Genomic DNA, 24,179 nt, shown 5'->3' on the forward strand with positions numbered 1-24,179 from the left:
CTTCCAGTTGCGCTACCCTGTCGAACCTCTCTGTCCCCAGGACGACCGCCGACGTGAACCACTAAGCCTTCCAACATGTAAACGCAACGAGCCGCCCGGCGCGCTTGTTGGCTTGTACCACCGTGTTTTGGAGGTGCTGATGACTGACGTCAAGCGGCTGCCTGTACTTGTTTCCTTGCATCACGTGGGTTTTCAGTTCGCCAATGGCGAAACCTTGCTGGAAGACCTCACAGTCTCTTTCGATCACACACCTACCGCCATTGTCGGACGCAATGGCATGGGTAAAAGTGTGCTCGCGCGTTTAATCGCCGGCGAACTGATGCCGTCTTCCGGCACTCTCAAATCCTCGGCCAGCGTGGCCTACGTCCCACAAATCATCGACCCGGCGCCCAAGCAAACCGTGGCGCACCTGACGGGGTGCGCCGACGTTCTTGCTGCCCTGAAGCGCCTGGCCGAAGGACACGCGCTGCCCGATGACCTGGAATTGATCGATGATCGCTGGGACCTGGCCGAACGCCTGCGCCAGGCGCTGGACGCCGCTGACTTGTCTGATATCGCGGTTGACCAGCCCGCCGAACAGCTCAGCGGTGGCCAGTTGGCCAGGGTCGCGCTGATCGGTGCGTTGCTGACGAAACCACAATTGCTGATTCTCGACGAACCCAGCAACCATCTGGACAGCGCGGGGCGCGACTGGCTGCTGAGGACGCTGGCGCATTGGCGCGGCGGTTTGCTCATGGTCAGTCATGACCGGCAACTGCTCGATACAGTGGGTCGGATCATCGAACTGTCGCCCCTGGGCCTGCGTGTCTACGGCGGCAACTATGACGACTATCGCCGTCAACGTGATGCCGAACAGCACGCCGCTCAGGCCTCGCTCGAACATGCGCGCCTGGAGCGGCGTCGTGAGCGCCAGCGCCTGCAAAATGAGCATGACAGCCTCCAGCGCCAGGCCGCACGCGCGCGCAAACACGCAGAAACCGCGAACGTCGACGCCTTCACCCAGGCGCGCTGGAAAGGTAGCGCGAATGAAATCGTCAGCAACGTGCGCAGCGCTCATGTGCAACACAAGCAGCAACTGGACCAGCGCGTACGAGCGGCCCACGAACGTGTCGTGGAGGACGCGCCGATCCTGCTGGCGTTGCCTGACCTCCTTCTGCCCGCTGGGCGTCAGGTCCTGTCGCTGATCGATGTGCAACTTCCCTGGCTTGATCCTGCGGCGCCGTCTTCGTTCATCAGCGTGAGCCTGACCGGGCCGGTGCGGGTGGCCGTGAGCGGCCCGAATGGTTGCGGCAAATCGACCTTGCTCAAACTGTTGGCAGGCCAATTGCTCCCGGTCAGTGGTGAATGCGCCGTGCACCTCGCCTGCGCCTATATCGATCAACCACTGGCGTTGCTCGACGATCGATATTCAATTGTCGAGCAGCTCAATCTGCTGAACACGCCACTGGCCGAAGGCGAGTTGCGCACTCGATTGGCCTTGTTGCAACTGGATGCATTGCGGGTCACTCAAGCGGTCGGCCAGCTCAGCGGTGGTGAACGTTTGAAGGCCGCCATGGCCGTCGCTCTGTGGCGCGCTACCCCGGCGCAACTGCTGTTACTGGATGAGCCCACCAACCACCTGGACCTGGAATCAATCACCGCGTTTGAACGCGCCTTGCAGGGATTTCCCGGTGCGCTGATAGCGGTGTCCCACGACGCCAGCTTTCTCGAAGCGCTCAACCCGACTCATGTCCTGAGCTGGCACGCCGATGGCTGGCGCCTGACGCTGAGTTGAATCGGACGCACGGTTCATTCAGCCAGGCAGCTCAGCCTTTGCACCATCAGCCTGCGTCGTTCATGATCCAGAGCCGACACAAGGAGCTTGTCACCCATGCCAACACCCACGCTGCATCTGATGTGCGGCAAGATCGCATCAGGCAAGTCAACGCTGGCCAACACCCTCGCCGTTGAACACGGCGCGATGGTACTCAGTGAAGATCAATGGCTTTCCCGGCTCTATCCTGGAGAGATTCGTTCGGTAGCGGACTACCTGCGGTGTGCACAGAGACTTCGTGGGGTGTTGGGGCCGCTGGTGATCGACCTGCTTGAGTCAGGCGTCTGCGTGGTACTGGACTTTCCCGCCAATACCGGTGCGGATCGCGCATGGTTGCGCGGCTTGGCCCTGACCGCCCGCGTGCCACATTGCCTGCATTTTCTTGAGGTGGATGACGACACTTGCCGTGCCCGGCTTCACGCGCGGAACCGGCAGCGCGACCACGACTTTGCGGCGACCGATGCCGAGTTTGACCTGATTACCAGCCACTTCCGCGCGCCTGATCCGGATGAAGAGCTTGTCATCAGAGTTCATCGCCCCTGAACCACGGAGGGTTTCATGGCGCATGTGCCTGTCATGGGTGTTGATGCGGAGGGTTTTATCCTGACCCTGCCGGACGTCAGTCCCCAACCTGAGTTTCAGCCGTTGCTCGCCGATGTCTGCGCCACGCTCGCGCTTGTGCAGCCGACTCTGGATGGGGTTTATCTGTACGGCAGCGTCGCGACAGGCGACGCCCGACCCGGCTTTTCAGACCTGGATCTCACCCTTGTACTTCGCGATCCCGCCACCGAGCTAGAGATACAAGCACTTGAGGCCGTTCGCCAGCAATTGCAGGGGCGACACAAGGTAATCACAAAAATCGACTTCGATATCGGCAGCCGATCAGAAATTTTGGCGCCTGAACATCTGTACAGCTGGGGCTACTGGCTCAAGCATCACTGCCGAAGCTTGTGCGGTAATGATTTGACCCGGCACTTCGAACGATTCCGACCGTCTCGCGAAATCGCCATGGCCGTGAACGGTGACTTCGCGCTCAAACTGGCTAGCTACGCCACACTCATCGATGAAGCCAAAGCCCCGAAACAAGGGCTGCGATTGAAGCGAGAGGCGGCGCGCAAGCTGATTCGCTCGACGCAAGTCCTTCGTCCTGAACAGGCACAAGCATGGCCGCGGACGCTGGAGGAGCATGTAGAGCTGTTCCTCCAGCATTACCCGCCAATGCGTGCGCAAATGGCGTTTTTCCTGGCTCACGCCAATGCTCATGATCCACAGAGCATGGGGTTTTCGACTCGCCTTCGGGACTTCTCAAGTTGGATGGTCGCGGAGCTGGATAGGCTGGGCAGCCGGTGATGCTCCTGTACCCGAGTCATGCACCTGCCAGCATCAAATCCAGGTTCTGCACGGCCGCGCCCGCGGCGCCCTTGCCTAGATTGTCAAACACCGCGGCCAACAGGACCTGATTGCCATTTTCAAACACCATCAACTTCATATCGTCCGTCCCGTTGAGCATTTGCGGGTCCAGAGCCAGCAGTTGCTTTGCATCGCCCATCGACATGACCTGTACATGATCGGCATCGGCGTAATGCTGCTCCAGGCACGTCTGTATCCGCGTCGCATCAGTCCCGGGGGCCAACAAACGTAGCTCCAGCGGGATGCTCAAGACGATTCCCTGGCGAAAAGCGCCGTATGCCGGCACAAACATCGGGCGCTGCGCCAAGCCGCTGTACAGTTGGATCTCCGGAACATGCTTGTGCATCAGGCCCACCCCATATAGTTGAAACGCCGACGCCTGGGATGCGGTTTCGCCCTCATGCTTTTCGACAGCCACACGTCCGCCGCCGGAATAGCCTGACACCGCATGGATGCTGACCGGGTAATCCCTGGGCAGCAAGCCGGCCTCCAGCAACGGACGCAGCAGACCTACAGCTCCGGTCGGATAACAACCGGGATTACTGACCCGACGCGCGCTGGCAATATGTTGCGCCTGCTGTGGACTCATTTGCGCGAAACCGTAGGTCCAGTCTGGGTGGATACGGTGCGCCGAACTGGCATCGATCACCCGCACCGCTGGATTGCTGATGCTGGCGACTGCAGCGCGTGCCGCATCGTCAGGCAAACAGAGGATCGCGATGTCGCAGGCGTTGATCGCATCGGCGCGGCGTTGAGGATCTTTGCGGTATTGCGCGGCGAGTGTGACCAACTGCAAATCAGCCCGCTCGTGCAGTCTCTGGTGGATTTGCAGACCGGTGGTGCCTTGGTCGCCGTCGATAAATATCAGGGGAGTGGTCATGCAAAGCGCTCGTCAGCAAGATTCAATAAGCGCAATCTTCTCCATGACCCTACAATAATGAAAGTTGAATTTAAGAATGCTTTAATTCAGATTTTCTGAATCAGGAGTCATGCATGCGTGAAATCAGCCTGGACCGCTTGCGCACCCTGGTAGCCGTTGCCGACCTGGGTTCGTTTGCCAAGGCCGCGGGCTTGCTGAACCTGGCGCCGCCCACGGTCAGCTTGCATATTGCCGATTTGGAGTCCCGCGTCGGCGCCCTGCTGTTATCACGCACCCGGGGCCGCGTTCAGCCTTCCGCGATTGGCGAAACCCTGGTGGAACGGGCGCGACAGCTGTTGGCCGATGCCGAGCAGGCGCTGGACGATGTGCAGCGTCAAGTCCTGGGTCTGGCGGGACGCGTGAGATTGGGCGCATCGACGGGCGCCATTGCGCAGCTGATGCCTCAAGCCCTGGAAACCTTGAGTCAGCAGCATCCCACGATCGATGTGCAGGTCGCGGTGCTCACCTCACAGGAAACCCTGAAAAAGCTCGTCGACGGCGCACTGGACATCGGGCTGGTCGCCTTACCGCAACCACCGATCAAGGGATTGCGGATTGAACCGTGGCGGCGCGACCCGGTGCTGGCTTTCCTGCCGGCCCGCTGGGATTGCCCGCCGGTCATTACGCCCGACTGGTTGGCCGCCCAGCCGTTGATCCTGAACGACAACAGCACCCGACTTTCGCGGCTGACCGCAGAATGGTTCGCCAGCGAAGGGGAGCAGCCCACGCCGCGCATTCAGCTTAATTACAACGACGCGATCAAGAGCCTGGTGGCCGCGGGTTATGGCGCGACATTGTTGCCGCATGAAGCGTCCACGCCGTTGCCCGATGCCAGAATCGTGATGCGGCCACTGCGACCTGCGCTGTGGCGACATTTGGGAATTGCCCATCGCGACGCACATGTCGAACGGTCTACTCAACATGTACTGGACGTACTGTGGGGATTAAGCCATCTGAGCCAGGTCGATAAGCCGGGACAAGCATGATACCTCCTGGCTATTGCGCTCGAAGCCAGTTCTTGGATAAAGCCACCGGCCTGCTGTATTTTCACAAACTGCCGCAGTCATCAAGGATGCCCGCCCCATGCTGCCCTCCTCCTTTAAACCTCAGGCCAGCGCGGCCCTGCTGCAACGACACAAATGGCGTGGCCGTGTCGGACTGATGCTGGTGGCCAGTCTGTCGGTGCTCGCCGGCATGACCGATGCCATCGGTTTTATGGCCAGCGGCGACTTTGTTTCATTCATGAGCGGTAACACCACGCGCCTGGCCGTCGCTATCAGTGACGGCGATCTGGGCCTGAGTGGTCGCCTCACACTGTTGGTGACCACGTTTGTCCTCGGCAATGCCTTGGGTGTGATCATCAGCCGCGCCAGCAAGCGCCATGCGCTGCCGCTGTTGCTGTGTATCGCCATGCTGTTGTGCGGTGCCGCGGCCTGGCCGTGGGATGACCTGTTACCCGCATTGCTGGCGGCGATCATTGCCATGGGCATGCTCAATGCGGCGGTCGAAGAGGTGAATGGTTTGCCCGTGGGGCTGACCTACGTGACAGGCGCGTTGTCGCGTTTCGGCCGAGGGTTGGGGCGCTGGATGCTGGGAGAACGGCGCAATGGCTGGCGTGTGCAACTGATTCCCTGGGCCGGGATGTTTGTCGGCGCAGTCATCGGCGCCTTGCTGGAACAGCACATGGGCATTCGTGCACTGTTGGTCAGCGGCCTGCTCTCGGCACTGCTGGGGCTGGTGTCGCTGAAGATTCCGCGGCGCTGGCACCTCGGTTACATGCCACGTTGAGCGGATGCTCGCCCGACATCCGCCTCGACGTCCATGTGCCGGTAAAGAGCCAATATCGGGCGAGCGAACGTATATTAAGTCAGCGTCGGCGGTGTGTCCGCCGGGCATTTCTGAACAATTCTAAGGCGACGACTTACAAACAGGTCGCCAGGGCCGCCAGACGACGTTTGGCGGCCCAGTTGTCCTCGATGGCGTAGTAACTGACCGTGGTAGTGGCGCCAGCGCCGCGCACGTCGACGAAGTAGTCGCCGCCCGTGGTATAGACCGTGTGGCCGCCGCCCTGTGCAGGCTCCATGAACCCACCGGCATCGACACCAAAGACTGCCTCGTCCTGCCAGCCGAACTGGATGCACTGCGCAACCACCAGCGCCGCTTTATCCGAGGCCAAAGTCTTGTAGGGCGCGGCAGCACGCGCCTGTTTCATCTTCGAGCCGGCACAACCGGCCAACGCTGCCAGTACCAACGCACCTATCACCACCTTCCGCATGCCATCGTTTCCTTGGAAAACCGCGACTGTAGCATTGCTTTTGGCTGAGCAGGTGCCACGCAAGCAAAAGTCAGTGACTGGATGAACGTTGTTTCGCCGCTGGTTATTACAACACCCAGCGGAACCAGTAAAACAGCGCCATGCTCAGCAATACCGTAATCAGCACGCTGCGGGTCCAGAACATCAACGCTACCGCACAGGCACCGGCCAACAGGTACGGGTTACCCAGGCTCAGGTTGAGTCTATGCTCCGCGAGGAAAATGATCGGACCACAGATGGCCGTCAACATACCCGGCACCGCAAAACCGAGAAACTCTCGCGCACCGCGATTGAGACGTACCGGCAAACGGGGTTCAAGGAACAGGTAGCGGTTGAAAAAAACCGCCAGGCCCATGCCGAAAATCATCACAAAAATCATCGCTGCCCTACCCCCAGGCGTTTGCAGGCATACCCGGCACTCATCCCCAACACGCCCGACACCACCACCGCCGACTCCCAGTGCCAGTAGCTCAGTAACACGGAGAACAACAGCGCCACCGCGACGCAGACCACGCTCGGCACATCTCGCACCACCGGCGTGATCAAGGCGATAAAGGTCGCGGCGATGGAAAACTCCAGCCCCAATTGATCCAGATTCGGAATGCTCTTGCCGAGCACGATCCCGGCCAGGGTGAACAGATTCCAGATCAGGTAAAACGTCAGGCCGACCCCGAGGGCGTACCAGCGATTGAAGGTCTCGCGATCGTACTGGCTGACCAGCGCGAAGAACTCGTCAGTCAGCAGGAAGCCCAGGCTCATGCGCCAGCGCGCCGGAAGCGGCGAAACTGTCGGGCGCAGGTGCATGCCGTAGAGCAGATGTTGGGAAGTCAGCAGCAGGGTCGTCAGCAAAATGGCAATCAGGCTCGCGCCACTCTTGACCATGCCGATCGCCACCAACTGCGCGGCGCCGGCAAACACAATGACCGACAGCCCTTGGCTTTCCAGGGGCGTGAACTGAGCGTCAATCGCCAGAGAACCGGCCAGCAGCCCCCACGGGCCACAGGCCAAGGACAGGGGAATAATCGCGATCGCACCTCGCGCGAAAGCGTAATGAGGCAAGGTAGCAGGCATGGAAGACAGGCTCATCGACAGACATTCGACAAGCATGGCAGCGCCAGCGGACGCTGTCTTGAACGATATTGCTCGCTGCGCTACGGGCTCAAGCCAGCTTGACTGACACCCGCTCCACCGCGTCGCGGGCTTCGCGTAATTCGTGAGCATCCTGATTGAGGCGATGAATGGTATTGAGCAAGCGCTGGCGCAAGACCTCATCAGCAAGCTTTTCCACCGCGCGCATCAGGTCAAAGGCTGCGGTTTCGTTATTATCCGCAACGGAATCGAGGGTCTTGCGCAGGTTTCGAGTGGCACGGGTCACGCGGGTACTTCCTTAATCACCAAGAGCGGGCAATTTACGACAGCTATGTTTCATTTTAATTTCAAGCACTTGGCTTGCAATCCACGTACCTTGTCACAGGTCAATCAAAAGGCTTGTTGCACCCCCTCATTGGAGATTCGTGCTTGATGCTCATCGCCGTCGCCATTTTCCTGTTCACCCTTACCCTGGTCATCTGGCAGCCCAAAGGCCTGGGCGTGGGCTGGAGCGCCTCCATCGGAGCGATCCTGGCGCTGGCCAGCGGCGTTGTCAGCCTGGCCGACATCCCGGTGGTATGGCACATCATCTGGAACGCCACGGGCACCTTCGTCGCGCTGATCATCATTAGCTTGCTGCTGGACGAAGCCGGCTTCTTCGCCTGGGCTGCGCTGCACGTCGCGCGTTGGGGGCGCGGCCGGGGTCGACGGTTGTTCGCCTATATGGTGCTGCTTGGCGCCCTGGTGTCGGCATTGTTTGCCAATGACGGTGCGGCCCTGATCCTCACACCGATCGTCATGTCGATGCTGCTGGCGCTGCGTTTTTCCCCGGCGGCAACCCTGGCCTTCGTCATGGGCGCGGGGTTTATCGCCGACACCGCCAGCCTGCCGCTGGTGGTGTCCAACCTGGTGAACATCGTTTCCGCGGACTATTTCAACATCGGTTTCAACGCATACGCCGCCGTGATGGTGCCGGTTAACCTGGTCAGCGTTGCGGCGACACTGGCAGTGCTGCTGTGGTTCTTCTGGCGCGATATTCCGCAAACCTTCGACCCCGCCGTCCTCGACGATCCGGCCAGTGCCATCCATGACCGCGCCACCTTCTACGCCGGTTGGTGGGTGCTGGGCATTCTGTTGTTGGGCTGTTTTGCCCTGGAACCACTGGGGATTCCCATCAGCGCCATCAGCGCGGTGTGCGCGTTGCTGTTGCTGGTGATCGCCGCCAAGGGCCATACGATATCCACCCGCAAGGTGCTGAAGGAGGCGCCTTGGCAGATCGTGATTTTCTCTTTGGGCATGTACCTGGTGGTCTATGGCTTACGCAACGCCGGTCTGACGAGCTATTTGGCCACCTGGCTCAACACCTTTGCCGAATACGGCGTATGGGGCGCGGCCTTCGGGACCGGCTTGCTGACCGCGTTGCTGTCGTCGGCCATGAACAACCTGCCAACCGTATTGATCGGTGCGCTGTCCATCGAGGCCAGTCACACAGTGGGCATAGTCAAGGAGGCAATGATCTACGCCAACGTGATTGGCAGCGACCTGGGGCCGAAAATCACGCCTATCGGCAGCCTCGCGACACTGCTTTGGCTGCATATTCTGGCGCGAAAAGGCATCCGGATCACTTGGGGTTACTACTTCAAGGTGGGCATCGTCCTCACACTCCCGGTGCTATTGATCACCCTGGCCGCGCTGACCCTGCGCCTCAGTCTTTGAAAAACTGTCGACGAGGGCCAATCGACAGTCGATTCGAGCGCAGTGGACAGCGTATGCTCGCCACTCTCGACCCTCACCGAGCTCCACGGATGAGTTCCATGCACCGCGCCTGTCTGAGCCAACACACCGCTGGAAGCCCCTGACCATGTTGATGATCTTTTTTTCCGCCGTGGTATTTGGCTTTGTATTTTGCCTGTCCCCCGGCGCGGTACTGGCGGAAACCTTGCGTCGCGGCCTGTTGCACGGCTTTACCCCGGCGCTGTTGGTGCAGGTCGGGTCGTTGGTGGGCGACGCAACCTGGGCAGTGATCGGCCTGACCGGCATGGCGCTGCTGATTCAGCATGAAGCGATAAGGGTTCCCCTGACCGCCGTTTGCGCGTTGTACCTGGCCTGGCTCGGGGTACGCAGCCTGCTGGATGCCTGGCGCCTGCCGCAACCCGACAACGTTCCCGTGGGCAGTGGACGCAATGCACTGATGGTCGGAGCCGCCATCTCACTGGCCAACCCGAAAAACATTGTCTATTGGGGCGCCCTTGGCAGCGCGCTATCAGGCATGGTCGGGGCCACGCCAAGTCATGGCCAGACCCTGATGTTTTTCGCCGGGTTCATGCTGGCATCGATCCTCTCGTGTTTCCTGATTGCAGCCCTGGTGAATGTATTGAGAAAAAACGCATCGGCAACTTGGCAGCGCATCAGTTATGGCACTTGTGGCGCGGTGTTGATCTATCTGGCATTCCTCGCCGCCGGCAGCCTTTGAATATATAAACTTGGTTTCCTTACCTGAACAGTCTCTGAACCAACATTCCATCAGCTTATTAAATATTGACAACTTCCGCACGCCTGAGTAGATTGCCCGTGCCTGCACTTCAGGCCTTTTTCAATCTCACAAAAGAAGCCAATGGACACAGTATCTAGTCGCTGTCCACTCACCGTGAATGCGGGAGTCGGGCACCAAACCCAGAGTAATGACGGGACTCGCCTTTCAGGCCGGGTAAGCTGCGCTAGAGCTTGACGCTCCAACGTAACTGCCTCAGCCGGCGCCAGTCCGGTCCCGAGGTGTGTTATGAATTTCAAAACCTTTGTTCTATCCGAACTGCATGGGCGGGCCAATACCCTGCGGGCCAAGCTGCGGCGTGGATTCTTGGGCGCTGCCCGACCACGCATCGCCTTGATTTCCCCCTCTGCGCGTATCAGCCTGGTACCTCTCCAGGCCTACTGGCGTCTGCGCCCCAATACTGGCCATCTGGTCGAGCAGCGGGATCACACCGACCCTCAAGATCCTCAGGGTCGAAACGTTTCCAGCCTGCTCGCCCAAACGAGTGTGATGCTGAACCGCTATCCGAGCGTTCGCGTGGCGTAAGCCGGTTGGAAACAGCAACTTCCTGATGATGGGTTAATTATCTAACTGGCGTTCTTCGTGAACTAATCCAGTCGTACTTCGCTGCGCGCCAGTTAAACAATCAGCTTTCATAGCCCCACTAGATATTCATTAAAACCGATCGCGACAACAGCGACTCGGCATGCTTTCGCTCGCCTGTCAGCAGGTAAGTAGCGGGTATGTTTTGTCGAAAAAATGGCGACAGGAGTACATACAATGAGCGCAGTAAAAACCACGCAACTACCGAACAAAACCCGCACCGACTCTGACGCCAAACTGTCGACGCGGGCCGCTCGCGAAGCGCACAACGGCCTCACCGCCACGCTCGCCAACGTCGGGGCGAGCAAAGACGGCCTGACCGAGCTGGACGCCAGCGCCCGTCTGCAACGTGAAGGCTACAACGAGGTGGCCCACGACAAGCCGCCTCACGCCGTCGTGCAGTTTTTCCAGGCCCTGAACAACCCGTTTATCTACGTGCTGCTGACCCTGGGCGCCATCAGTTTCGTCACCGATTACTGGCTACCGCTGCGTGCGGGTGAAGAAACCGAGCTGACCAAGGTCATTATCATCATGACCATGGTTCTTCTCAGCAGCCTGTTGCGCTTCTGGCAGGAACATCGCTCGGCAAAATCCGCCGAAGCCTTGAAAGCCATGGTGCGCACCACCGCTACTGTGCTGCGACGGGCCCAAGTCGGCGCGCAACCCACGCTGCGCGAAGTGCCGATGCGCGAGCTGGTGGCCGGCGATATTGTGCAACTGTCGGCCGGTGACATGATCCCCGCCGATATCCGCCTGATCGAATCCCGCGATCTGTTCATCAGCCAGGCGGTGTTGACCGGCGAAGCCCTGCCCGTGGAAAAGTACGACACCCTGGGCGATGTCACGCAAAAATCCGCGACGTTTAAAGCACCGGACCAGGGCAACCTGCTGGACCTGCAGAATATTTGCTTCATGGGCACCAACGTCGTCAGCGGTCGGGCCCGGGCGGTGGTGGTCGCGACCGGGCCGCGCAGCTATTTCGGCTCGCTGGCCAAGGCGATTGTCGGCTCGCGGGTGCAGACCGCGTTTGACCGTGGAGTGAACAGCGTCAGTTGGCTGTTGATTCGCTTCATGCTGGTGATGGTGCCCATTGTGTTCTTCCTCAATGGTTTCTCCAAAGGCGACTGGGGCGACGCATTTCTGTTTGCGTTGGCGGTCGCGGTGGGATTGACCCCGGAAATGCTGCCAATGATCGTCAGCGCCAACCTGGCCAAGGGTGCGACGGCCATGGCCAAGCGCAAAGTGGTGGTCAAGCGCCTCAACGCGATCCAGAACTTCGGTTCAATGGATGTGCTCTGCACCGACAAGACCGGGACCCTGACCCAAGACAAGATCATCCTCGAACACCACGTCAACGCCTTCGGCCAACGGGACGATAAGGTGCTGTCCCTGGCCTGGCTCAACAGCCATCATCAAAGTGGCATGAAGAACCTGATGGATCAGGCCGTGGTGGAGTTCTCCCAGCACAATCCCAAGTTCCAGGTGCCGTTTGCCTACAGCAAGGTTGATGAATTGCCTTTCGACTTTGTACGCCGGCGTCTGTCGATTGTGCTCAAGGACAGCCACGACGATCACCTGCTGGTGTGCAAAGGCGCGGTCGAGGAGATGTTGAGCATTTCCACGCATCTGATGGCGGGTGATACCGCCGTCGCGCTGGATGAGCAACGTCGCCAGGAGTTGCTGAACACCGCCAACGACTACAACGAGGACGGCTTCCGGGTGCTGGTGGTTGCCACCCGCAACATTCCCAAGGCCCTGGCCCGCCAGCACTACACCACCGCCGATGAGCGCAACCTGGTGATCCACGGTTTCCTGACCTTTCTGGATCCACCAAAGGAAACCGCGGGCCCTGCGATTGCGGCCCTGCAAGAGATCGGCGTCGCCATCAAAGTACTCACCGGCGACAACGCGGTGGTCACTCGCACCATTTGCCGCCAGGTCGGCCTGGAGCCTGGTGAGCCGCTGCTGGGGGTGGACATCGAAGCCATGGACGATGCCACCCTCAAGCGGCAGGTCGAGGAACGCACGCTCTTCGCCAAACTGACCCCACTGCAAAAATCCCGGGTGCTCAAGGCGTTGCAGGCCAATGGGCATACCGTCGGTTTTCTCGGAGATGGCATCAACGATGCGCCTGCATTGCGCGACGCCGACGTCGGTATTTCGGTGGACAGCGGCACCGACATTGCCAAGGAATCGGCCGATATCATCCTGCTGGAAAAAAGCCTGATGGTGCTGGAGGAAGGCGTGCTCAAGGGGCGCGAGACCTTCGGCAATATCATGAAGTACCTGAACATGACCGCCAGTTCCAACTTCGGCAACGTGTTCTCGGTATTGGTTGCCAGCGCATTCATTCCGTTCATGCCGATGCTGGCGATCCATCTGCTGTTGCAAAACCTGATGTACGACATCTCTCAGTTGGCCTTGCCCTGGGACAAGATGGACAAGGAGTACCTGGCCAAGCCGCGCAAATGGGATGCGAAGAATATCGGACGGTTCATGATCTGGATCGGGCCGACCTCGTCGATCTTCGACATCACCACGTTTGCCCTGATGTGGTACGTGTTCTCGGCGAACAGCGTGGAAATGCAGACCTTGTTCCAGTCCGGTTGGTTCATCGAAGGGCTGCTCTCGCAAACCCTGGTGGTGCACATGTTGCGCACCCGCAAGATCCCGTTCTTCCAGAGCACCGCCGCCTGGCCAGTACTCATGATGACCTGCATCGTCATCGTGCTGGGGATCTACGTGCCCTTCTCGCCCCTGGGCACGCTGGTCGGCCTGGAACCGCTGCCACTGGCGTACTTCCCATGGCTGGTGGCCACTCTGGTCAGCTACTGCTGCGTCGCACAGTTGATGAAGACTCTCTACATCCGCCGCTTCAAGCAGTGGTACTGAGCCACCCGGCGCGGGCTGTCGTCCGATAGCCCGCGCCCGGGCACGTTGAGCTTTTTTTGGAGCATGAACCATGCACAAACACACATCGCGGCGTCCGAACGGGTTCGCCAAATACCGCAACCGGCAAAAATCCGCCGCCAGCCCGCTCTTCCGGTCCCTGCCGGCCTCTCGGCAACGCGCATTGCGGCGTAATTTGATCTTTATCGGCACGACCCTGGGCGGCATCCTGTTGCTCAGTCTGCTGTCCCGGGCCTTCGCAGCCGGCGGCCCCTATGTGGTTGACGACGGCGCAATCAATGCGCCCGGCGAATGCAACCTGGATGCCTGGTACACCCGCAATCGACATGATGCATCGACGCACCACACAACCCTCTCGGCCGCGTGCACGCCCAGGGCATTACCAATGGTGCAATGGACGGCTGTTATCGAGGATGACGAAACCGAGACTCAAGTCAGCCCACAGTTCAAGGCCTCGTTATGGTCATGGCAGGACGCGGGCATTGAGATCGCGATAGCCGGCGCGGCGCATGTCGCGGTGCATCGTCGGCATGCCTTTGAGGGTGCGGAGCTGGGTGTCCCGCTTACCTGGCAACCACGGGACGCACTGCGCTTGAACGTCAACGCCGGCTGGGCCCACGCCTATGACGACGGCGAGCAGAGCCAACGCCTGGCCTGGGGCGTCGGGTTTGAGTACAGCGTCGCGGATTCATTGACATGGGTCGCCGAGCGATACGGCCGACAGCATGGCGACCAGGCCTGGCAGACCGGGCCGCGACTGCATGTCGGCAAACATCTGGATGTCGACCTGGTGATAGGGCGCAGCCTGGTCGAAGACCGGGCCCCATGGCTGACGACAGGGGCAACGTTGCGGTTTTAATCGCCGCTTCAGGCAGCTTGGCCTTTGGCCTGTTGCTCAAGGTGCAATTGCAGCTCGGGATCAATGTTCAGCGCGCCCGCCAGTTCATCCAGATAACCACGTTCGGCATCCTGCTGATCATCCACCAACATGACACTGGCCAGGTAAACCTCCGATGCCATCGCCGGGTCATGGGCATATTCGGCAAAATCGGCTGCACTCAATGGCTTGGCGACTTCGGCGTCCAGCCATTGCTGTAACTGCGGATCGTCGGTGTGGCGCTTGATCTCGGCATTGATCAGGTGCGTTTCCTGCTCATCAATCCGCCCATCAGCCTTGGCGGCCGCGATAAATGCTCGCAACACCGCATGACTGTGCGCTTCGACTTCAGCGCCGGACAGTTGGTCAACCGTCTGCAACGCCTGCTGTGGCGCCGAAGCCTGTTGCCGCTGCCAGGCTTGATACGCCTGGAAAGCCATCATGCCGAGTGATGCCAGGGCCGCATAGTTGCTGCCACCGGAACGTCCTTGGGTCGAACCACCCGACGCCGCGCCACCCAGCATTCCGCCCAGGCCACCGAGCCCACCGAGCAGATCCCCCAGCCCGCCGCCGCCCGACGCGGTAGCGCCAGAACCGCCTCCACGAAGCAAGCCGCCCAACAAACCACCCAGCCCACCCAACCCGCCTGCCCCGCCTTGGGGTGCAGCCGAGCCCCCTTGTTGTGTCATCGAGGCCTGACCGGCTCGCAGCAACTGTTCGAGTAAATCGCTGGTGTTCATGGTGACGCTCTCCTTTGAGCTGTGCTCCAGACCAAGAACAATAGCCGCTCCTCCCTATAACGCCAAGATCACGCGGCCGGCGTCGACTTACCGATTGGCATCCGCCGCAGCAAACTCGGCATAAGCCTGTAACAGGTGCGAGAATTCTTCAGATTCGGGAAGCTGCGCAAAGCTGTGGACTGCAGGTGTGGATGCCCATGGCAGCTTCTCGCTGGTCCAGGTTTCCATGAACGGAACGTAGTCCCTGGCATCATCCAGCAGGGGCGCTCGCAGGTTGACCAGATCATCAATACCGTGAGGGCGTGTGAACAGCCAACTCATGCAATGCGCGCAGAAATAATGGCGTGCGGCACCGTGGAGCCCGCCGATCACTGGCTCGCCCTGGTTGATGGTAAAACCAGCCTGAGGTACGAGCGCGCTGAGGGAGAAGGCGCTGGAGGACATTTTCTGGCAACCGGTGCAATGACAGGCCATGGTGATAATCGGCTTCATACTGACGGTGAACCGTACCCGATCACATCGGCAACCACCTTCCCAACAAACCCTTTCAACGCTCATCACTCATTCCTTTTGATAATTTGTATAGGCCGCAAAACTTCTGCGCCGGCGAGTCATTCGCCCCCTTCAAGACACCGGATCACGACGGTAGGCCGCCAACAGCACCCCCATCGTCATTAACAGGCCGCCCGCGCCCTGATTGAAATGCTGCAAATGTGCCGGCCGCAGGCGGCTTAACAAACGCGCCCCGCACACGGCATAAAACATCATGGTCGTCACGTTCAGTACACACAGCGCCAGCAACAGGCAGGCGTACTGCGGCAGTTGGGGTTGAGTGCTGTCGACAAACTGCGGCAGGAATGCCGACATGAACAGCAAGGCCTTGGGATTGGAGATCGCTACCAGAAAGCTGCGGGTGAAAATACCCGCTGAACGAGCGCCGGGGTCGGTCCCCTCGCCCACTGTTGGCAATGCCGTTTGCGGTGCGCGCAACAGTTGCCAGCCCAGCCAGACCAGGTACGCCGAGCCGATCCACTTCAGCACCTGGAACAACCCCTCGCTGGCTGCAAGTAACAGTCCGAGACCGCACGCCACCGCCGTGACCAGCAGCGCATCGGCAAGCACCGCGCCCCCCATGCCCCAGGCCGCCGCCCGCAACCCGTGACGTGATCCGTTCTGCAACGCCAATAGCACCGTTGGCCCCGGAATCGCGATAATCGCGGCGCTCATCGTGATAAATACAAATAATGTAGTAAGAGACATCAGGGCTTCCCCGCAAGAGCGGCCTCGTCGGAGCCAACAGTTGGCGAATGATCCACCAAAACCGCCAGCGACGCCTAGCCCCAGTTCAACTCCACACAAGAAAACGCCGATGTAGGCTAATGCCGATCAGTTAAGCAGCGGAACCTGTGGGAGCGGCGGTGCGACGCTCCCACAGGAGTTTGGCTTACTGACGGACATCAGCGATATAGGCCCGATGTCCAAGCCGCCGTGGCTCCAGCGAGGCTGGACACGGCAGGCAAATGGAACTTGACTCATCCACCGCCTTCTCAGCCTCGCTGAAACTCGACAGTTCCTAGCGGTCAATCATCGTTTGATACCGCCCTCGGGCGAGCCTTGTACCCTGGCAAGGCCGCGGCATAGGCCAACGCCTGTTCACGGGAGCCAAACGACGCCAGCCGATCGTCCCGCGTACAAACCTGCCATGGGCCACTATTGACCCGGACGATGTCATAGCCGTTAAGGTGCATCTTGTTCAACATTGGAACGCTCATAGTCACCTCTCTTCATCCAGAGATAATCGAGGAGTTGCCTGACTTACCATACACCCGGACAAGCGGTAGAAAGCTACCGAGCGTCGCACGGATAGGGGTTAAGGGGCACAGCCACTTCTTGCGACTATTGAGGGCCATTGATCAATTTTCCCAGGGCCGTAGAGAGCCCACTCCTTGGCTGGAAGTACTCAAGCCCCGGGCCGACGCGTACCGTTACCCCCCCCTTATTGGCGCAGGTAAGCGAACATGTGGTGTACATAATCGGCTTTACCAAGAGGCACACCGTTATGACGCAGGATGTTGTAGGCCGTGACGAGGTGAAAGTAAAACTGTGGGACAGCCCAGTTCACCGCGTATTCATAGCCGGTCATCTCGAATGTCATGCCATTCGGTAACTCAATGCTTATTTGGCGCTCCGTCCCTTCATTTACTTGAGCCGGGTCCACCGAAGCAAGCACCACCAGGGTTTGCTCGATCAACGCCTGAGCGGCCGTCATATTTTCGGGGGTCACAAGTGAAGGCAGCGGCTGCTGTATAAGCCGCTGAACCGCTTCCTGCGCCTGAGTGCAGGCGTACTGCACTTGTTTGGCGAGACTGTGCATATCCGGCGCAAGCCGCGCCTCAATTAGGATCTGCGGGTCGTAGCCTCGCTCAGCGGCGCTCGCTTCGCCTTTGGATAACAGAGTGGACAAAGATCGCAGCATCTGCGCGAAACACGGGAGGGTAATTGAGTAAACCGACATGTCTGTTTCCTTTATCGACAATCAGTGGGAGGTATGAAGTGAAAAATGTGAGACGTCTGTACAACTCCGTTGCCTGATATCGCTGGAATGCAACTGACCACACTCTCGCTGATCACTCCATCCGCCCGAAAAAATCGGATTCACGCTGCAACTGCTCTTCCAGCCACCCGATCAATGCTTGCACCTCGATTCGGGCCGCCCCGCCCTGCTGCCTGAAAACCGATATAGCGTCGGGTAACGGGACACTTTCCGCACAAGGCCTCACCAGCGCGCCATTTTCAATGAGTTTTCCGGCCGTTCGGCGCCAGCCCATAGCAATCCCATGCCCTTCCACGGCGGCCTGAAGCATCAAAGGATAACTGTCAAAAAAACAATGATGAGCATCACCCTCCGATGTCTGCCCAAACGCCTGCAGCCAGCTATCCCACTCCATCAAGTGAGGTGGCGTGGCGCTGTGGTGTAAAAGCGTGTGAAGGCGCAGATCGCTGATGTCCAGTGACTGTCGGGCGCTCAAGTAATCGGGACTGCATACCGGAAACACTTCATCGGCGGCAGTGAACGCCAGAACATGCGACCCGCTGGGGCGTCCGGTGCTTTGCAAGGCCACGTCAAAATGGTCACCGAACTCGGCCAGAGGGCGAGTGGATGTCGCGACCTGGATCTCGATTTCCGGGTGTAGCTGATGAAACGTCGACAGGCGTGGCATCAGCCAGTAAAACGCCTCGCACAACTGGCAGAGCAGAACGACACGGTTTTTGCGCGGTGACTCACGCAGGTTGACAGCACTGGCGCTGATACTTTGCAGCGCGGCACTCACCACGTGCCCCAGTTCACGCCCTTCCTGCGTCAGGAAGACGGCACGGTTGCGCCGGTAAAAGAGCTTCAACCCGAGGTTATCTTCAAGCCCCCGTATCTGACGACTGATTGCGGCCTGCGTGATGTGCAACTCATCAGCAGCCTTCGAGAAGCTCTCCAGTCGAGCGGCCGCTTCAAAGGGCAGCAAACTGGCAAGCGGCGGCAATGACTTTCCAAGCATATTCATAATCTGACGTTATGCATCCAAGGCCGAGAACTCGTTTGTAGCATATCCCGCAGGCTGTGCAACATAAGCTGAATACCTCGCGGATGCGCCCGATGACGACTATTCATTCAAACATCACTGTCGGGGTCTCCCTCGCCGTGGTCGCGACCCTGAGCTGGGCACTGAATTTCATCGCCCCCTACGTCACGGGCGGGTACAGCATCTATGACTTGATGCTGATCCGGTTTCTGATCGCCGGGACGCTGGGGGTGAGCGTGGTGCTGCTTTGTCGTGCGCAGTTCCAGCTCTTGCTTGGTCGCCAGGGGTTTCTCGCCGCGGGCCTGGGGGTGATCGGCTACCTCGGGTACAGCACCTGTATTGCCGCAGGGGTTATTTTCGGTGGTCCGGTGCTGACCCCAGCGTTTATCGGCATAGTGCCGGTCTTGCTGGCACTGCTCAGCAACGCCACGCAAAAAACCCTTCCATGGCGCAGACTGACGATACCACTGACGTTTTTGACGGTCGGGCTCCTGCTGTCGAATATCAGCAGTGTCCATCAACCCCTTGCGGGGAAGAGTTCGTGGCCGTTAGGGCTGTTTTTCTCGGTCAGCGCGGTGATCTTGTGGCTAGCATTCAGCGTGCTGAATCAAAAAGCCCTGAAGCACCTCCCAGCCAATGCGACGGGTATCTGGACAGGGCTCATGATGGCGGGTGCCGGTCTGGGCACCTTGTGCCTGTTACCTATTGTTTATGCGCTCGATCTTCTCAAGTTGCCGTCCCTGGGCTTCAGTATTTCCCTGGCCGGCCAGGTGTACCTCTGGGGCTTTGTGATCGCGGTGATGTCTTCGCTGATCGGGGCCTGGGCCTGGAACGCGGCATCCCGTCGCCTGCCCATGGTGCTTTCCGGGCAACTGATTGCCCTTGAATCGCTGTTCGCCAGCGTGCTTGGCTTGTTATTCCATCAGCGACTGCCAAGCCTTTTGGAAGCTTCAGGCCTCGCGACGGTTCTTGTCGGTGTGGTCATGGCGGTCCGTATCATCCTCACGTCAATCGCAAGCCCGCCCGACACGATAAGTAATACCCGCTCGTTTTGCTCATGACCTTACGATCGGGTGAATGGGTGCGCTGACTCAAGGAACTCGGTTGAAACCCACCAAAGATGACGACCCGCAGTCATCCGCGCGGATCGTTACTGCACGGGCAGGAAGTTCATCAACAACAGGCTTTGCGCATAGTTGAGTGCAACGCGCCGGTAGCGTTCGTCGAGCATCTGGGTCAACAGGTCGAGGCGCGCGACTATCTTGCCGAACTCAACCGCAAAACTGAGGTTGCTGGCCTCCTCCGATATTTCGTTGGAGAACAACAACAATACCCCGTTGGCATCCTGACGCTGGCTGAGCAGCCATGTCGCTTTTTCAATATTGCGCGCAGCATTGCTGACGAACTGGGGATTGATCGAGTCTGTCACATAAAATTCGGTACGCCCGCCGTGCGCGGTAACGAGCATGCTGCCAATCGCATAGATAAAGGCCCCAACCCGGTCGCCGTGAAATTCCGCACTCAAGGAATAGCTCAGAGCCTCCAGATCGCGACGCGCCCCAAGCGCGGGTAACGGCCGACGTTCCTCGATGGCCTGACGGACTTGCCGAGCAGCGCTCACGGCATCTGGATAACCCGATTGACGCCACTGGCTGGGATTACGCAGATAGAGCTTACTCATCAGCAAATACAGGCTTTGCAGGTTGTCGTGCATGCCCAGCGTCGCCATCCGGTCAACACTGGTTTGAAACAGCTCATCAGGCTTGCCATCACTGAACTGCCGGGCGATATCACGCCCCTGTTGCTGGCTGCAGCCGCTGGCACAGAGCATCAAGACTGCCGCCAACATCAGCGGCCAACGCATCCAGCAAGTCACAAAAACAGGTAACGTGCGTTCCATCAGCACCCAGTCTGGTTCTTCTGTCCACGCGGAGAATCAGCGTGGTCGGGACAGACATAGAGCGAAAAAATCAAAAAAAGTGCGATGGCGAGGGTCAGATTGTTGAGAGGAGTACCCGTCAATACAGTTGCGCACTTGTAATACGACGCGCCCGGCACATAGGCCGGGCTCGTCGACATTCAGTTGTCAGGATGCTCGCTAGCCACCGAATCGGCAGCATCCACATCCGACATATCTTCTTCAAGAGGCGCTTCGTCGTCTGGCGCCAGAGGAACTTCACTTTCGTCGCGCTGCGGATCATGCCCAGTTTCGTTGTCGGTACCACGCGTTACGGCCTGCTGGGACAGGTTGCCCGGCGCGTTCTCGTTAATCTCCATGTTGACTACTCTCCGATGTGGCACGCGGGAAATCCGCGCTTACGTTTGAGAGGCGGCGGCGCAGCGAGAGTGCCAGACACTGGACGAATGGCACCCATAAAAAAACGCGTACTGCTCCGTCAGTCTCCGTTCACGCTCTACCCCTTCAGCGCGGATCTTGCTCTCTGTCCTCGTCCGTCTCCTCCCTCACGCGACCAGGATCCAGACCCGTGTCGTCGTCATCCAGAGGACGCTCTCCCTCATGATCCGGCACCTGCTCAACGCCATCTTCTGGGCGTGGCGGAACATCCGGACGCCCTGGATCCAGCGGCCCAGGTGCCACAGGAAGTGGATAGTCCATCGGGGTGTTGCCCTGCATATGCATGTGGTTGTTCATAGACACCTCGCAATGCCCGCTCTGACTGGTAATGCCGTTCAGTTAAGGTTTTTGTAGGAGCGAGGGGGGCGCCTAGCCCTTGCTCGCGAAGAACTCATAGGCGCCGCGTTTATTCAGGAAACACGCGTTATTGTTGGCGTTTTTCGCGAGTTCGCTCCTACAGTGGACGCTATTTGCTTAACCGAACGGTATTACGCTTTAACGGGGCGTCTACATTGGAGAGGCGAGAAAAGCCCACGGTTCGATTTATTCTCAAACCGTCGCACTATTCAGCTCCCGAGCTCCGGGCCTTCCCTTGACCATCAAACGGGCCGTTCAGGTACGGAAAGCGAGGCCCCGTCCTGTGGGGGATCCTCGCTCCTGATGGACGAACACCGAGCAAAAGGCGCAATTATAGGTGGAAATCGCCCGCCGCCTCCGGCTGGTAAAGCACTTTCCTGATCTCGATCCGGCGGGTCCGATCAGAAACTCGCCAGTCGATGGTGTCCCCCTCCTGATAGCCCAGGATGGCGGCGCCGATGTCGGAATACACGGAATGCTTCCCTGCGTTGCTGTCCGCGTCTTCAGGGTAGACCAAGGCCACTTCGATCTCTTCGTCGTCCAGCTGCAGCAAAGCCCTGGAGTTCATCGTGACGACATTACACGCCACCTGCTGCGGCTTGACGACAATGGCTCGCTCAAGCTCATGTTCGAGTTCAACAACGGCCGGGCCTTGCTCGAGCGCGATTAGACTCTCGAGCCTTTCCTTGTCGATTTCAGTGATGTAGATCCTCGTGGAGTCGCCACCGGCACCTTCGCGCAAGAACTGGAGATAGCGCCCCGCCGTCATGGAGAATGACTTCAGTGCGGGTGTTTCGCTCTCAAGCAGAAAGCCGCTGCGCAGAAAGGCTTTCAGCGAGCGCGCGTTGTCCGGGTGGATCTTGGCGATGAGCTTCTCGGCTCGCATGTCGAGGAAGGCCAGTTTCATGCCTTCACGGATCGTGCGGGCGCCGAGGTTTCGGCCCCATTTGTCGCTGTCTCCGATGACCAGGACTATCTCGCAATTTGCGCCGGTCTTGATTAGTCGAACAAAGCCCACCGGGGCGTCATGCCGGTCATAGGCCATGAAGAATCGGCCGCCCCGGTTGAATAGATGGGTCAGGACCGGTAATTGAGTCCGATCGATGACTTGCTCGATGGAGCGGGAGACATGCCGCGAATCGCTCAGATAGCAGGTGACGCGCTCATCCTCCAACCAATCCATTAGCTTCAGCGCGTGCGCCCGAGTAATTTCAGGGCACAGCGAAATGAAAGGCGTGTTCATCTTCACCACATTTATTTGTAAAGGATGAAAGCTCGTCATGGCTATGACGGTTCTTTCGGCGACCGGCTATTTTAAGACATAACGCGAGTAATGCCGAACAGTCTGGAGAGTTCGAGGAAACCATCGTTTTGCCGAACCCGAACCCGTCAAGCGCTCAAGCCTCGATGAAGCCGACTATCAGTCAGAATGATCAGCGCTGCACCGTTCTGCCGCTTGATCCGACCCAGAGGCTCGCCGCAAGCGGCTCCATCAGCCAGCCGCATTCTTCTGGAGATCGCCGACGTACACGTCGAACGGCTGCAGAACATCAGTGAAGAGCAGGCGCTGGCCGAGGGCATCGCCAAGCACCCTGGTGGCGGACAGCACGTCGAAGACGGCAAATACTATTGGGCGAGCCCGAACGACTTTTTTGCAGGGTTATGGGCTTCCGTCGGCGGCAACGGGGATATACGAGCACGCTGATCAGCCGCTAAAGAATGCGCTCGATCTGTTCTATCTAACCGGCCAGAGAGTCACGGACACGCTCAAGTTGGACGAACGTGATATTCGGGAAGATCGATTGGCAGTGCAGCAAGGAAAAACCAAAGCCAAGAGACGAATAGAGATCGTAGGGGAGCTAAAAGTTCTGATAGAGCGGATATTAGCCAGGAAGGAAAAGCACAAAATCAGGTCCAGCAACCTCATCGTAATGGACAATGGGCAACCGATGCCCCCCAGTATGTTGCGAGAGAGATTTGACGCAGCACGGGAGGCGGCCGGTGTTGAGAAAGGAGACTTTCAGATGCGCGATCTACGCGCAAAAGCTTGAACAGACAAGGCGGAATCCAGCGGAGATATACTGCAGGCGCGAGATCAACTTGGTCACACTACAGTGGTGATGACCGAAAACTACATCCGTAAACGGATAGGAAAAAAGGTCACGCCTACCAAGTGAGTTGCGGAGCAAGATATGAAATTGCGGAGCGGAAATAAAAAAGGACTCGCCTAATAAATCAAGCAAGCCCTTGTTTTAATTGGTGCCCGAACCCGGAATCGAACCGGGACGCCCTTACAGGCGGGGGATTTTAAGTCCCATGCGTCTACCAGTTTCGCCATTCGGGCGGTAGCGCGGTGAAGCGGCCCAGGAGGTTTTGTGGATCTGCCCCCTTGAGCGTTGCAGCAGGCTAGGGAATATATAGATCCAGTCCTCTCGGCGCAAGTTGGCGAGCGGTCTTTTTCAGATTATTCAAAGGCTTCGATGCAGAAAAAAATTCAACAGATCAGTGATCTACGCATTCCAGGCAGCCCGGACCAAGTCCAAGGCGCCTGGTTTCAGCACGGTCCCATCAACGTTGTTTCATCCGATCGATCACCACCGCCAGCAGCAGGATCGAACCGCGAATCACATACTGGTAGAACGTGTCGATGTTCTTCAGGTTCATCGCGTTCTCGATGATTGCCAGG

At 58.9% G+C, this 24,179-nt stretch carries 26 protein-coding genes, 1 tRNA gene and 2 pseudogenes; 13 read left to right on the forward strand and 16 right to left on the reverse strand.

What is annotated here, in order from left to right:
- Window positions 1-139 precede the first annotated feature (139 nt).
- From AC6CIA_RS02025 to AC6CIA_RS02035, 3 genes are all read left to right on the forward strand, one after another.
- Complete coding sequence (locus AC6CIA_RS02025; RefSeq protein ID WP_498310392.1) at window positions 140-1,774, forward strand: ATP-binding cassette domain-containing protein; 1,635 nt, start codon at window positions 140-142, stop codon at window positions 1,772-1,774.
- A 96-nt stretch (window positions 1,775-1,870) separates the two neighbouring features.
- Window positions 1,871-2,356, forward strand: coding sequence for a P-loop nucleotide/nucleoside kinase family protein (locus tag AC6CIA_RS02030; protein ID WP_498310393.1), 486 nt, complete (start codon window positions 1,871-1,873; stop codon window positions 2,354-2,356).
- A 15-nt stretch (window positions 2,357-2,371) separates the two neighbouring features.
- The gene (locus tag AC6CIA_RS02035) at window positions 2,372-3,163 is read left to right on the forward strand and encodes a nucleotidyltransferase domain-containing protein (RefSeq protein WP_498310394.1); all 792 of its coding nucleotides are present in this window, start codon (window positions 2,372-2,374) and stop codon (window positions 3,161-3,163) included.
- Window positions 3,164-3,179: 16 nt separating this feature from the next.
- Here the strand turns inward: AC6CIA_RS02035 and argC are convergent, their stop codons facing one another.
- Window positions 3,180-4,103: an N-acetyl-gamma-glutamyl-phosphate reductase gene (argC, locus tag AC6CIA_RS02040; RefSeq protein ID WP_498310395.1), complete on the reverse strand. Its 924-nt coding sequence runs from the start codon at window positions 4,101-4,103 to the stop codon at window positions 3,180-3,182.
- Window positions 4,104-4,216: 113 nt separating this feature from the next.
- On the opposite strand from argC, the gene AC6CIA_RS02045 reads away from it, so the two are divergent.
- Together AC6CIA_RS02045 and AC6CIA_RS02050 are read left to right on the forward strand one after the other, a co-directional pair.
- Entirely contained in the window at window positions 4,217-5,128 is a 912-nt protein-coding gene (locus tag AC6CIA_RS02045) for a LysR family transcriptional regulator (protein WP_498310396.1), read from the forward strand.
- Window positions 5,129-5,225: 97 nt separating this feature from the next.
- Window positions 5,226-5,930 (forward strand): YoaK family protein, encoded by a 705-nt coding sequence (locus tag AC6CIA_RS02050; protein ID WP_498310397.1) that lies wholly within the window; start codon window positions 5,226-5,228, stop codon window positions 5,928-5,930.
- Window positions 5,931-6,063: 133 nt separating this feature from the next.
- On the opposite strand, the gene AC6CIA_RS02055 is transcribed toward AC6CIA_RS02050, so the two are convergent.
- The 4 genes from AC6CIA_RS02055 to AC6CIA_RS02070 all read right to left on the reverse strand — a co-directional run bounded on the left by AC6CIA_RS02055 (window position 6,064) and on the right by AC6CIA_RS02070 (window position 7,831).
- Complete coding sequence (locus tag AC6CIA_RS02055) at window positions 6,064-6,417, reverse strand: hypothetical protein (RefSeq protein ID WP_339532983.1); 354 nt, start codon at window positions 6,415-6,417, stop codon at window positions 6,064-6,066.
- Window positions 6,418-6,523: 106 nt separating this feature from the next.
- Entirely contained in the window at window positions 6,524-6,835 is a 312-nt protein-coding gene (locus AC6CIA_RS02060; RefSeq protein WP_339532984.1) for an AzlD domain-containing protein, read from the reverse strand.
- Window positions 6,832-7,527, reverse strand: coding sequence for an AzlC family ABC transporter permease (locus AC6CIA_RS02065; RefSeq protein WP_339533001.1), 696 nt, complete (start codon window positions 7,525-7,527; stop codon window positions 6,832-6,834). Before AC6CIA_RS02065 ends, AC6CIA_RS02060 begins: the two co-directional genes overlap by 4 nt.
- Before the next feature lie 88 nt (window positions 7,528-7,615).
- Window positions 7,616-7,831 carry a hypothetical protein gene (locus tag AC6CIA_RS02070; RefSeq protein ID WP_498310398.1) on the reverse strand — a complete coding sequence of 72 codons (216 nt, stop codon included), beginning with the start codon at window positions 7,829-7,831 and terminating at the stop codon, window positions 7,616-7,618.
- 146 nt (window positions 7,832-7,977) lie between these two features.
- Between AC6CIA_RS02070 and AC6CIA_RS02075 the strand changes: the two genes are divergently transcribed.
- The 5 genes from AC6CIA_RS02075 (at window position 7,978) to AC6CIA_RS02095 (ending at window position 14,447) form a co-directional block, all read left to right on the forward strand.
- Window positions 7,978-9,261, forward strand: coding sequence for an arsenic transporter (locus AC6CIA_RS02075; protein WP_498310399.1), 1,284 nt, complete (start codon window positions 7,978-7,980; stop codon window positions 9,259-9,261).
- A gap of 145 nt (window positions 9,262-9,406) precedes the next feature.
- Window positions 9,407-10,018: a LysE family transporter gene (locus AC6CIA_RS02080; protein ID WP_498310400.1), complete on the forward strand. Its 612-nt coding sequence runs from the start codon at window positions 9,407-9,409 to the stop codon at window positions 10,016-10,018.
- Window positions 10,019-10,324: 306 nt separating this feature from the next.
- The gene (locus AC6CIA_RS02085) at window positions 10,325-10,621 is read left to right on the forward strand and encodes a hypothetical protein (protein WP_498310401.1); all 297 of its coding nucleotides are present in this window, start codon (window positions 10,325-10,327) and stop codon (window positions 10,619-10,621) included.
- Between the two features lie 234 nt (window positions 10,622-10,855).
- A complete protein-coding gene (mgtA, locus tag AC6CIA_RS02090; RefSeq protein ID WP_498310402.1) occupies window positions 10,856-13,570 on the forward strand; it encodes a magnesium-translocating P-type ATPase in 2,715 nt (904 codons plus the stop codon).
- A 70-nt stretch (window positions 13,571-13,640) separates the two neighbouring features.
- Entirely contained in the window at window positions 13,641-14,447 is an 807-nt protein-coding gene (locus tag AC6CIA_RS02095) for a PA4824 family protein (protein WP_498310403.1), read from the forward strand.
- 8 nt (window positions 14,448-14,455) lie between these two features.
- Here AC6CIA_RS02095 and AC6CIA_RS02100 read toward each other — a convergent pair whose 3' ends face one another.
- The 6 genes from AC6CIA_RS02100 to AC6CIA_RS02125 form a co-directional block, all read right to left on the reverse strand.
- Window positions 14,456-15,205, reverse strand: coding sequence for a tellurite resistance TerB family protein (locus tag AC6CIA_RS02100; RefSeq protein ID WP_498310404.1), 750 nt, complete (start codon window positions 15,203-15,205; stop codon window positions 14,456-14,458).
- A gap of 87 nt (window positions 15,206-15,292) precedes the next feature.
- Window positions 15,293-15,763: a GFA family protein gene (locus tag AC6CIA_RS02105; protein ID WP_498310405.1), complete on the reverse strand. Its 471-nt coding sequence runs from the start codon at window positions 15,761-15,763 to the stop codon at window positions 15,293-15,295.
- A 66-nt stretch (window positions 15,764-15,829) separates the two neighbouring features.
- Complete coding sequence (locus tag AC6CIA_RS02110) at window positions 15,830-16,465, reverse strand: LysE family translocator (RefSeq protein ID WP_498310406.1); 636 nt, start codon at window positions 16,463-16,465, stop codon at window positions 15,830-15,832.
- A gap of 320 nt (window positions 16,466-16,785) precedes the next feature.
- A complete protein-coding gene (locus AC6CIA_RS02115; RefSeq protein WP_498310407.1) occupies window positions 16,786-16,977 on the reverse strand; it encodes a DUF2188 domain-containing protein in 192 nt (63 codons plus the stop codon).
- A gap of 224 nt (window positions 16,978-17,201) precedes the next feature.
- Complete coding sequence (locus tag AC6CIA_RS02120) at window positions 17,202-17,720, reverse strand: DUF1993 domain-containing protein (RefSeq protein WP_498310408.1); 519 nt, start codon at window positions 17,718-17,720, stop codon at window positions 17,202-17,204.
- Between the two features lie 112 nt (window positions 17,721-17,832).
- Window positions 17,833-18,762 carry a LysR substrate-binding domain-containing protein gene (locus AC6CIA_RS02125; RefSeq protein ID WP_498310409.1) on the reverse strand — a complete coding sequence of 310 codons (930 nt, stop codon included), beginning with the start codon at window positions 18,760-18,762 and terminating at the stop codon, window positions 17,833-17,835.
- Between the two features lie 92 nt (window positions 18,763-18,854).
- Between AC6CIA_RS02125 and AC6CIA_RS02130 the strand changes: the two genes are divergently transcribed.
- A complete protein-coding gene (locus AC6CIA_RS02130; protein WP_498310410.1) occupies window positions 18,855-19,841 on the forward strand; it encodes a DMT family transporter in 987 nt (328 codons plus the stop codon).
- A gap of 89 nt (window positions 19,842-19,930) precedes the next feature.
- Here the strand turns inward: AC6CIA_RS02130 and AC6CIA_RS02135 are convergent, their stop codons facing one another.
- The 3 genes from AC6CIA_RS02135 to AC6CIA_RS02145 form a co-directional block, all read right to left on the reverse strand.
- Window positions 19,931-20,680 carry a hypothetical protein gene (locus AC6CIA_RS02135; RefSeq protein WP_339532995.1) on the reverse strand — a complete coding sequence of 250 codons (750 nt, stop codon included), beginning with the start codon at window positions 20,678-20,680 and terminating at the stop codon, window positions 19,931-19,933.
- Between the two features lie 179 nt (window positions 20,681-20,859).
- Window positions 20,860-21,057 carry a hypothetical protein gene (locus AC6CIA_RS02140; RefSeq protein ID WP_339532996.1) on the reverse strand — a complete coding sequence of 66 codons (198 nt, stop codon included), beginning with the start codon at window positions 21,055-21,057 and terminating at the stop codon, window positions 20,860-20,862.
- Window positions 21,058-21,824: 767 nt separating this feature from the next.
- Window positions 21,825-22,736, reverse strand: coding sequence for a bifunctional GNAT family N-acetyltransferase/nucleoside diphosphate kinase regulator (locus tag AC6CIA_RS02145; protein WP_498310411.1), 912 nt, complete (start codon window positions 22,734-22,736; stop codon window positions 21,825-21,827).
- 186 nt (window positions 22,737-22,922) lie between these two features.
- Between AC6CIA_RS02145 and AC6CIA_RS02150 the strand changes: the two genes are divergently transcribed.
- Window positions 22,923-23,198 carry a hypothetical protein gene (locus AC6CIA_RS02150; RefSeq protein ID WP_498310412.1) on the forward strand — a complete coding sequence of 92 codons (276 nt, stop codon included), beginning with the start codon at window positions 22,923-22,925 and terminating at the stop codon, window positions 23,196-23,198.
- Window positions 23,182-23,670: pseudogene (locus AC6CIA_RS02155) on the forward strand (tyrosine-type recombinase/integrase); the annotation flags it as partial. The gene AC6CIA_RS02150 and the pseudogene AC6CIA_RS02155, both read left to right, overlap by 17 nt.
- Before the next feature lie 80 nt (window positions 23,671-23,750).
- Here the strand turns inward: AC6CIA_RS02155 and AC6CIA_RS02160 are convergent.
- Both AC6CIA_RS02160 and AC6CIA_RS02165 read right to left on the reverse strand, forming a co-directional pair.
- Window positions 23,751-23,837, reverse strand: a tRNA-Leu gene (locus AC6CIA_RS02160).
- A 224-nt stretch (window positions 23,838-24,061) separates the two neighbouring features.
- A pseudogene (locus AC6CIA_RS02165) lies at window positions 24,062-24,179 on the reverse strand (L-arabinose ABC transporter permease AraH); the annotation flags it as partial.

The sequence above is a fragment of the Pseudomonas sp. GQ91 genome (genome assembly GCF_059758795.1).

Excerpts from the sequence above, each read along its gene's own strand:
- AC6CIA_RS02025 (WP_498310392.1), top strand. The coding sequence starts at position 140 with ATGACTGACGTCAAGCGGCTGCCTGTACTTGTTTCCTTGCATCACGTG.
- AC6CIA_RS02030 (WP_498310393.1), top strand. The coding sequence starts at position 1,871 with ATGCCAACACCCACGCTGCATCTGATGTGCGGCAAGATCGCATCAGGC.
- AC6CIA_RS02035 (WP_498310394.1), top strand. The coding sequence starts at position 2,372 with ATGGCGCATGTGCCTGTCATGGGTGTTGATGCGGAGGGTTTTATCCTG.
- argC (WP_498310395.1), bottom strand. The coding sequence starts at position 4,103 with ATGACCACTCCCCTGATATTTATCGACGGCGACCAAGGCACCACCGGT.
- AC6CIA_RS02045 (WP_498310396.1), top strand. The coding sequence starts at position 4,217 with ATGCGTGAAATCAGCCTGGACCGCTTGCGCACCCTGGTAGCCGTTGCC.
- AC6CIA_RS02050 (WP_498310397.1), top strand. The coding sequence starts at position 5,226 with ATGCTGCCCTCCTCCTTTAAACCTCAGGCCAGCGCGGCCCTGCTGCAA.
- AC6CIA_RS02055 (WP_339532983.1), bottom strand. The coding sequence starts at position 6,417 with ATGCGGAAGGTGGTGATAGGTGCGTTGGTACTGGCAGCGTTGGCCGGT.
- AC6CIA_RS02060 (WP_339532984.1), bottom strand. The coding sequence starts at position 6,835 with ATGATTTTTGTGATGATTTTCGGCATGGGCCTGGCGGTTTTTTTCAAC.
- AC6CIA_RS02065 (WP_339533001.1), bottom strand. The coding sequence starts at position 7,527 with ATGCCTGCTACCTTGCCTCATTACGCTTTCGCGCGAGGTGCGATCGCG.
- AC6CIA_RS02075 (WP_498310399.1), top strand. The coding sequence starts at position 7,978 with ATGCTCATCGCCGTCGCCATTTTCCTGTTCACCCTTACCCTGGTCATC.
- AC6CIA_RS02080 (WP_498310400.1), top strand. The coding sequence starts at position 9,407 with ATGTTGATGATCTTTTTTTCCGCCGTGGTATTTGGCTTTGTATTTTGC.
- AC6CIA_RS02085 (WP_498310401.1), top strand. The coding sequence starts at position 10,325 with ATGAATTTCAAAACCTTTGTTCTATCCGAACTGCATGGGCGGGCCAAT.
- mgtA (WP_498310402.1), top strand. The coding sequence starts at position 10,856 with ATGAGCGCAGTAAAAACCACGCAACTACCGAACAAAACCCGCACCGAC.
- AC6CIA_RS02095 (WP_498310403.1), top strand. The coding sequence starts at position 13,641 with ATGCACAAACACACATCGCGGCGTCCGAACGGGTTCGCCAAATACCGC.
- AC6CIA_RS02100 (WP_498310404.1), bottom strand. The coding sequence starts at position 15,205 with ATGAACACCAGCGATTTACTCGAACAGTTGCTGCGAGCCGGTCAGGCC.
- AC6CIA_RS02105 (WP_498310405.1), bottom strand. The coding sequence starts at position 15,763 with ATGAGCGTTGAAAGGGTTTGTTGGGAAGGTGGTTGCCGATGTGATCGG.
- AC6CIA_RS02110 (WP_498310406.1), bottom strand. The coding sequence starts at position 16,465 with ATGTCTCTTACTACATTATTTGTATTTATCACGATGAGCGCCGCGATT.
- AC6CIA_RS02115 (WP_498310407.1), bottom strand. The coding sequence starts at position 16,977 with ATGAGCGTTCCAATGTTGAACAAGATGCACCTTAACGGCTATGACATC.
- AC6CIA_RS02120 (WP_498310408.1), bottom strand. The coding sequence starts at position 17,720 with ATGTCGGTTTACTCAATTACCCTCCCGTGTTTCGCGCAGATGCTGCGA.
- AC6CIA_RS02125 (WP_498310409.1), bottom strand. The coding sequence starts at position 18,762 with ATGAATATGCTTGGAAAGTCATTGCCGCCGCTTGCCAGTTTGCTGCCC.
- AC6CIA_RS02130 (WP_498310410.1), top strand. The coding sequence starts at position 18,855 with ATGACGACTATTCATTCAAACATCACTGTCGGGGTCTCCCTCGCCGTG.
- AC6CIA_RS02135 (WP_339532995.1), bottom strand. The coding sequence starts at position 20,680 with ATGGAACGCACGTTACCTGTTTTTGTGACTTGCTGGATGCGTTGGCCG.
- AC6CIA_RS02140 (WP_339532996.1), bottom strand. The coding sequence starts at position 21,057 with ATGGAGATTAACGAGAACGCGCCGGGCAACCTGTCCCAGCAGGCCGTA.
- AC6CIA_RS02145 (WP_498310411.1), bottom strand. The coding sequence starts at position 22,736 with ATGAACACGCCTTTCATTTCGCTGTGCCCTGAAATTACTCGGGCGCAC.
- AC6CIA_RS02150 (WP_498310412.1), top strand. The coding sequence starts at position 22,923 with ATGATCAGCGCTGCACCGTTCTGCCGCTTGATCCGACCCAGAGGCTCG.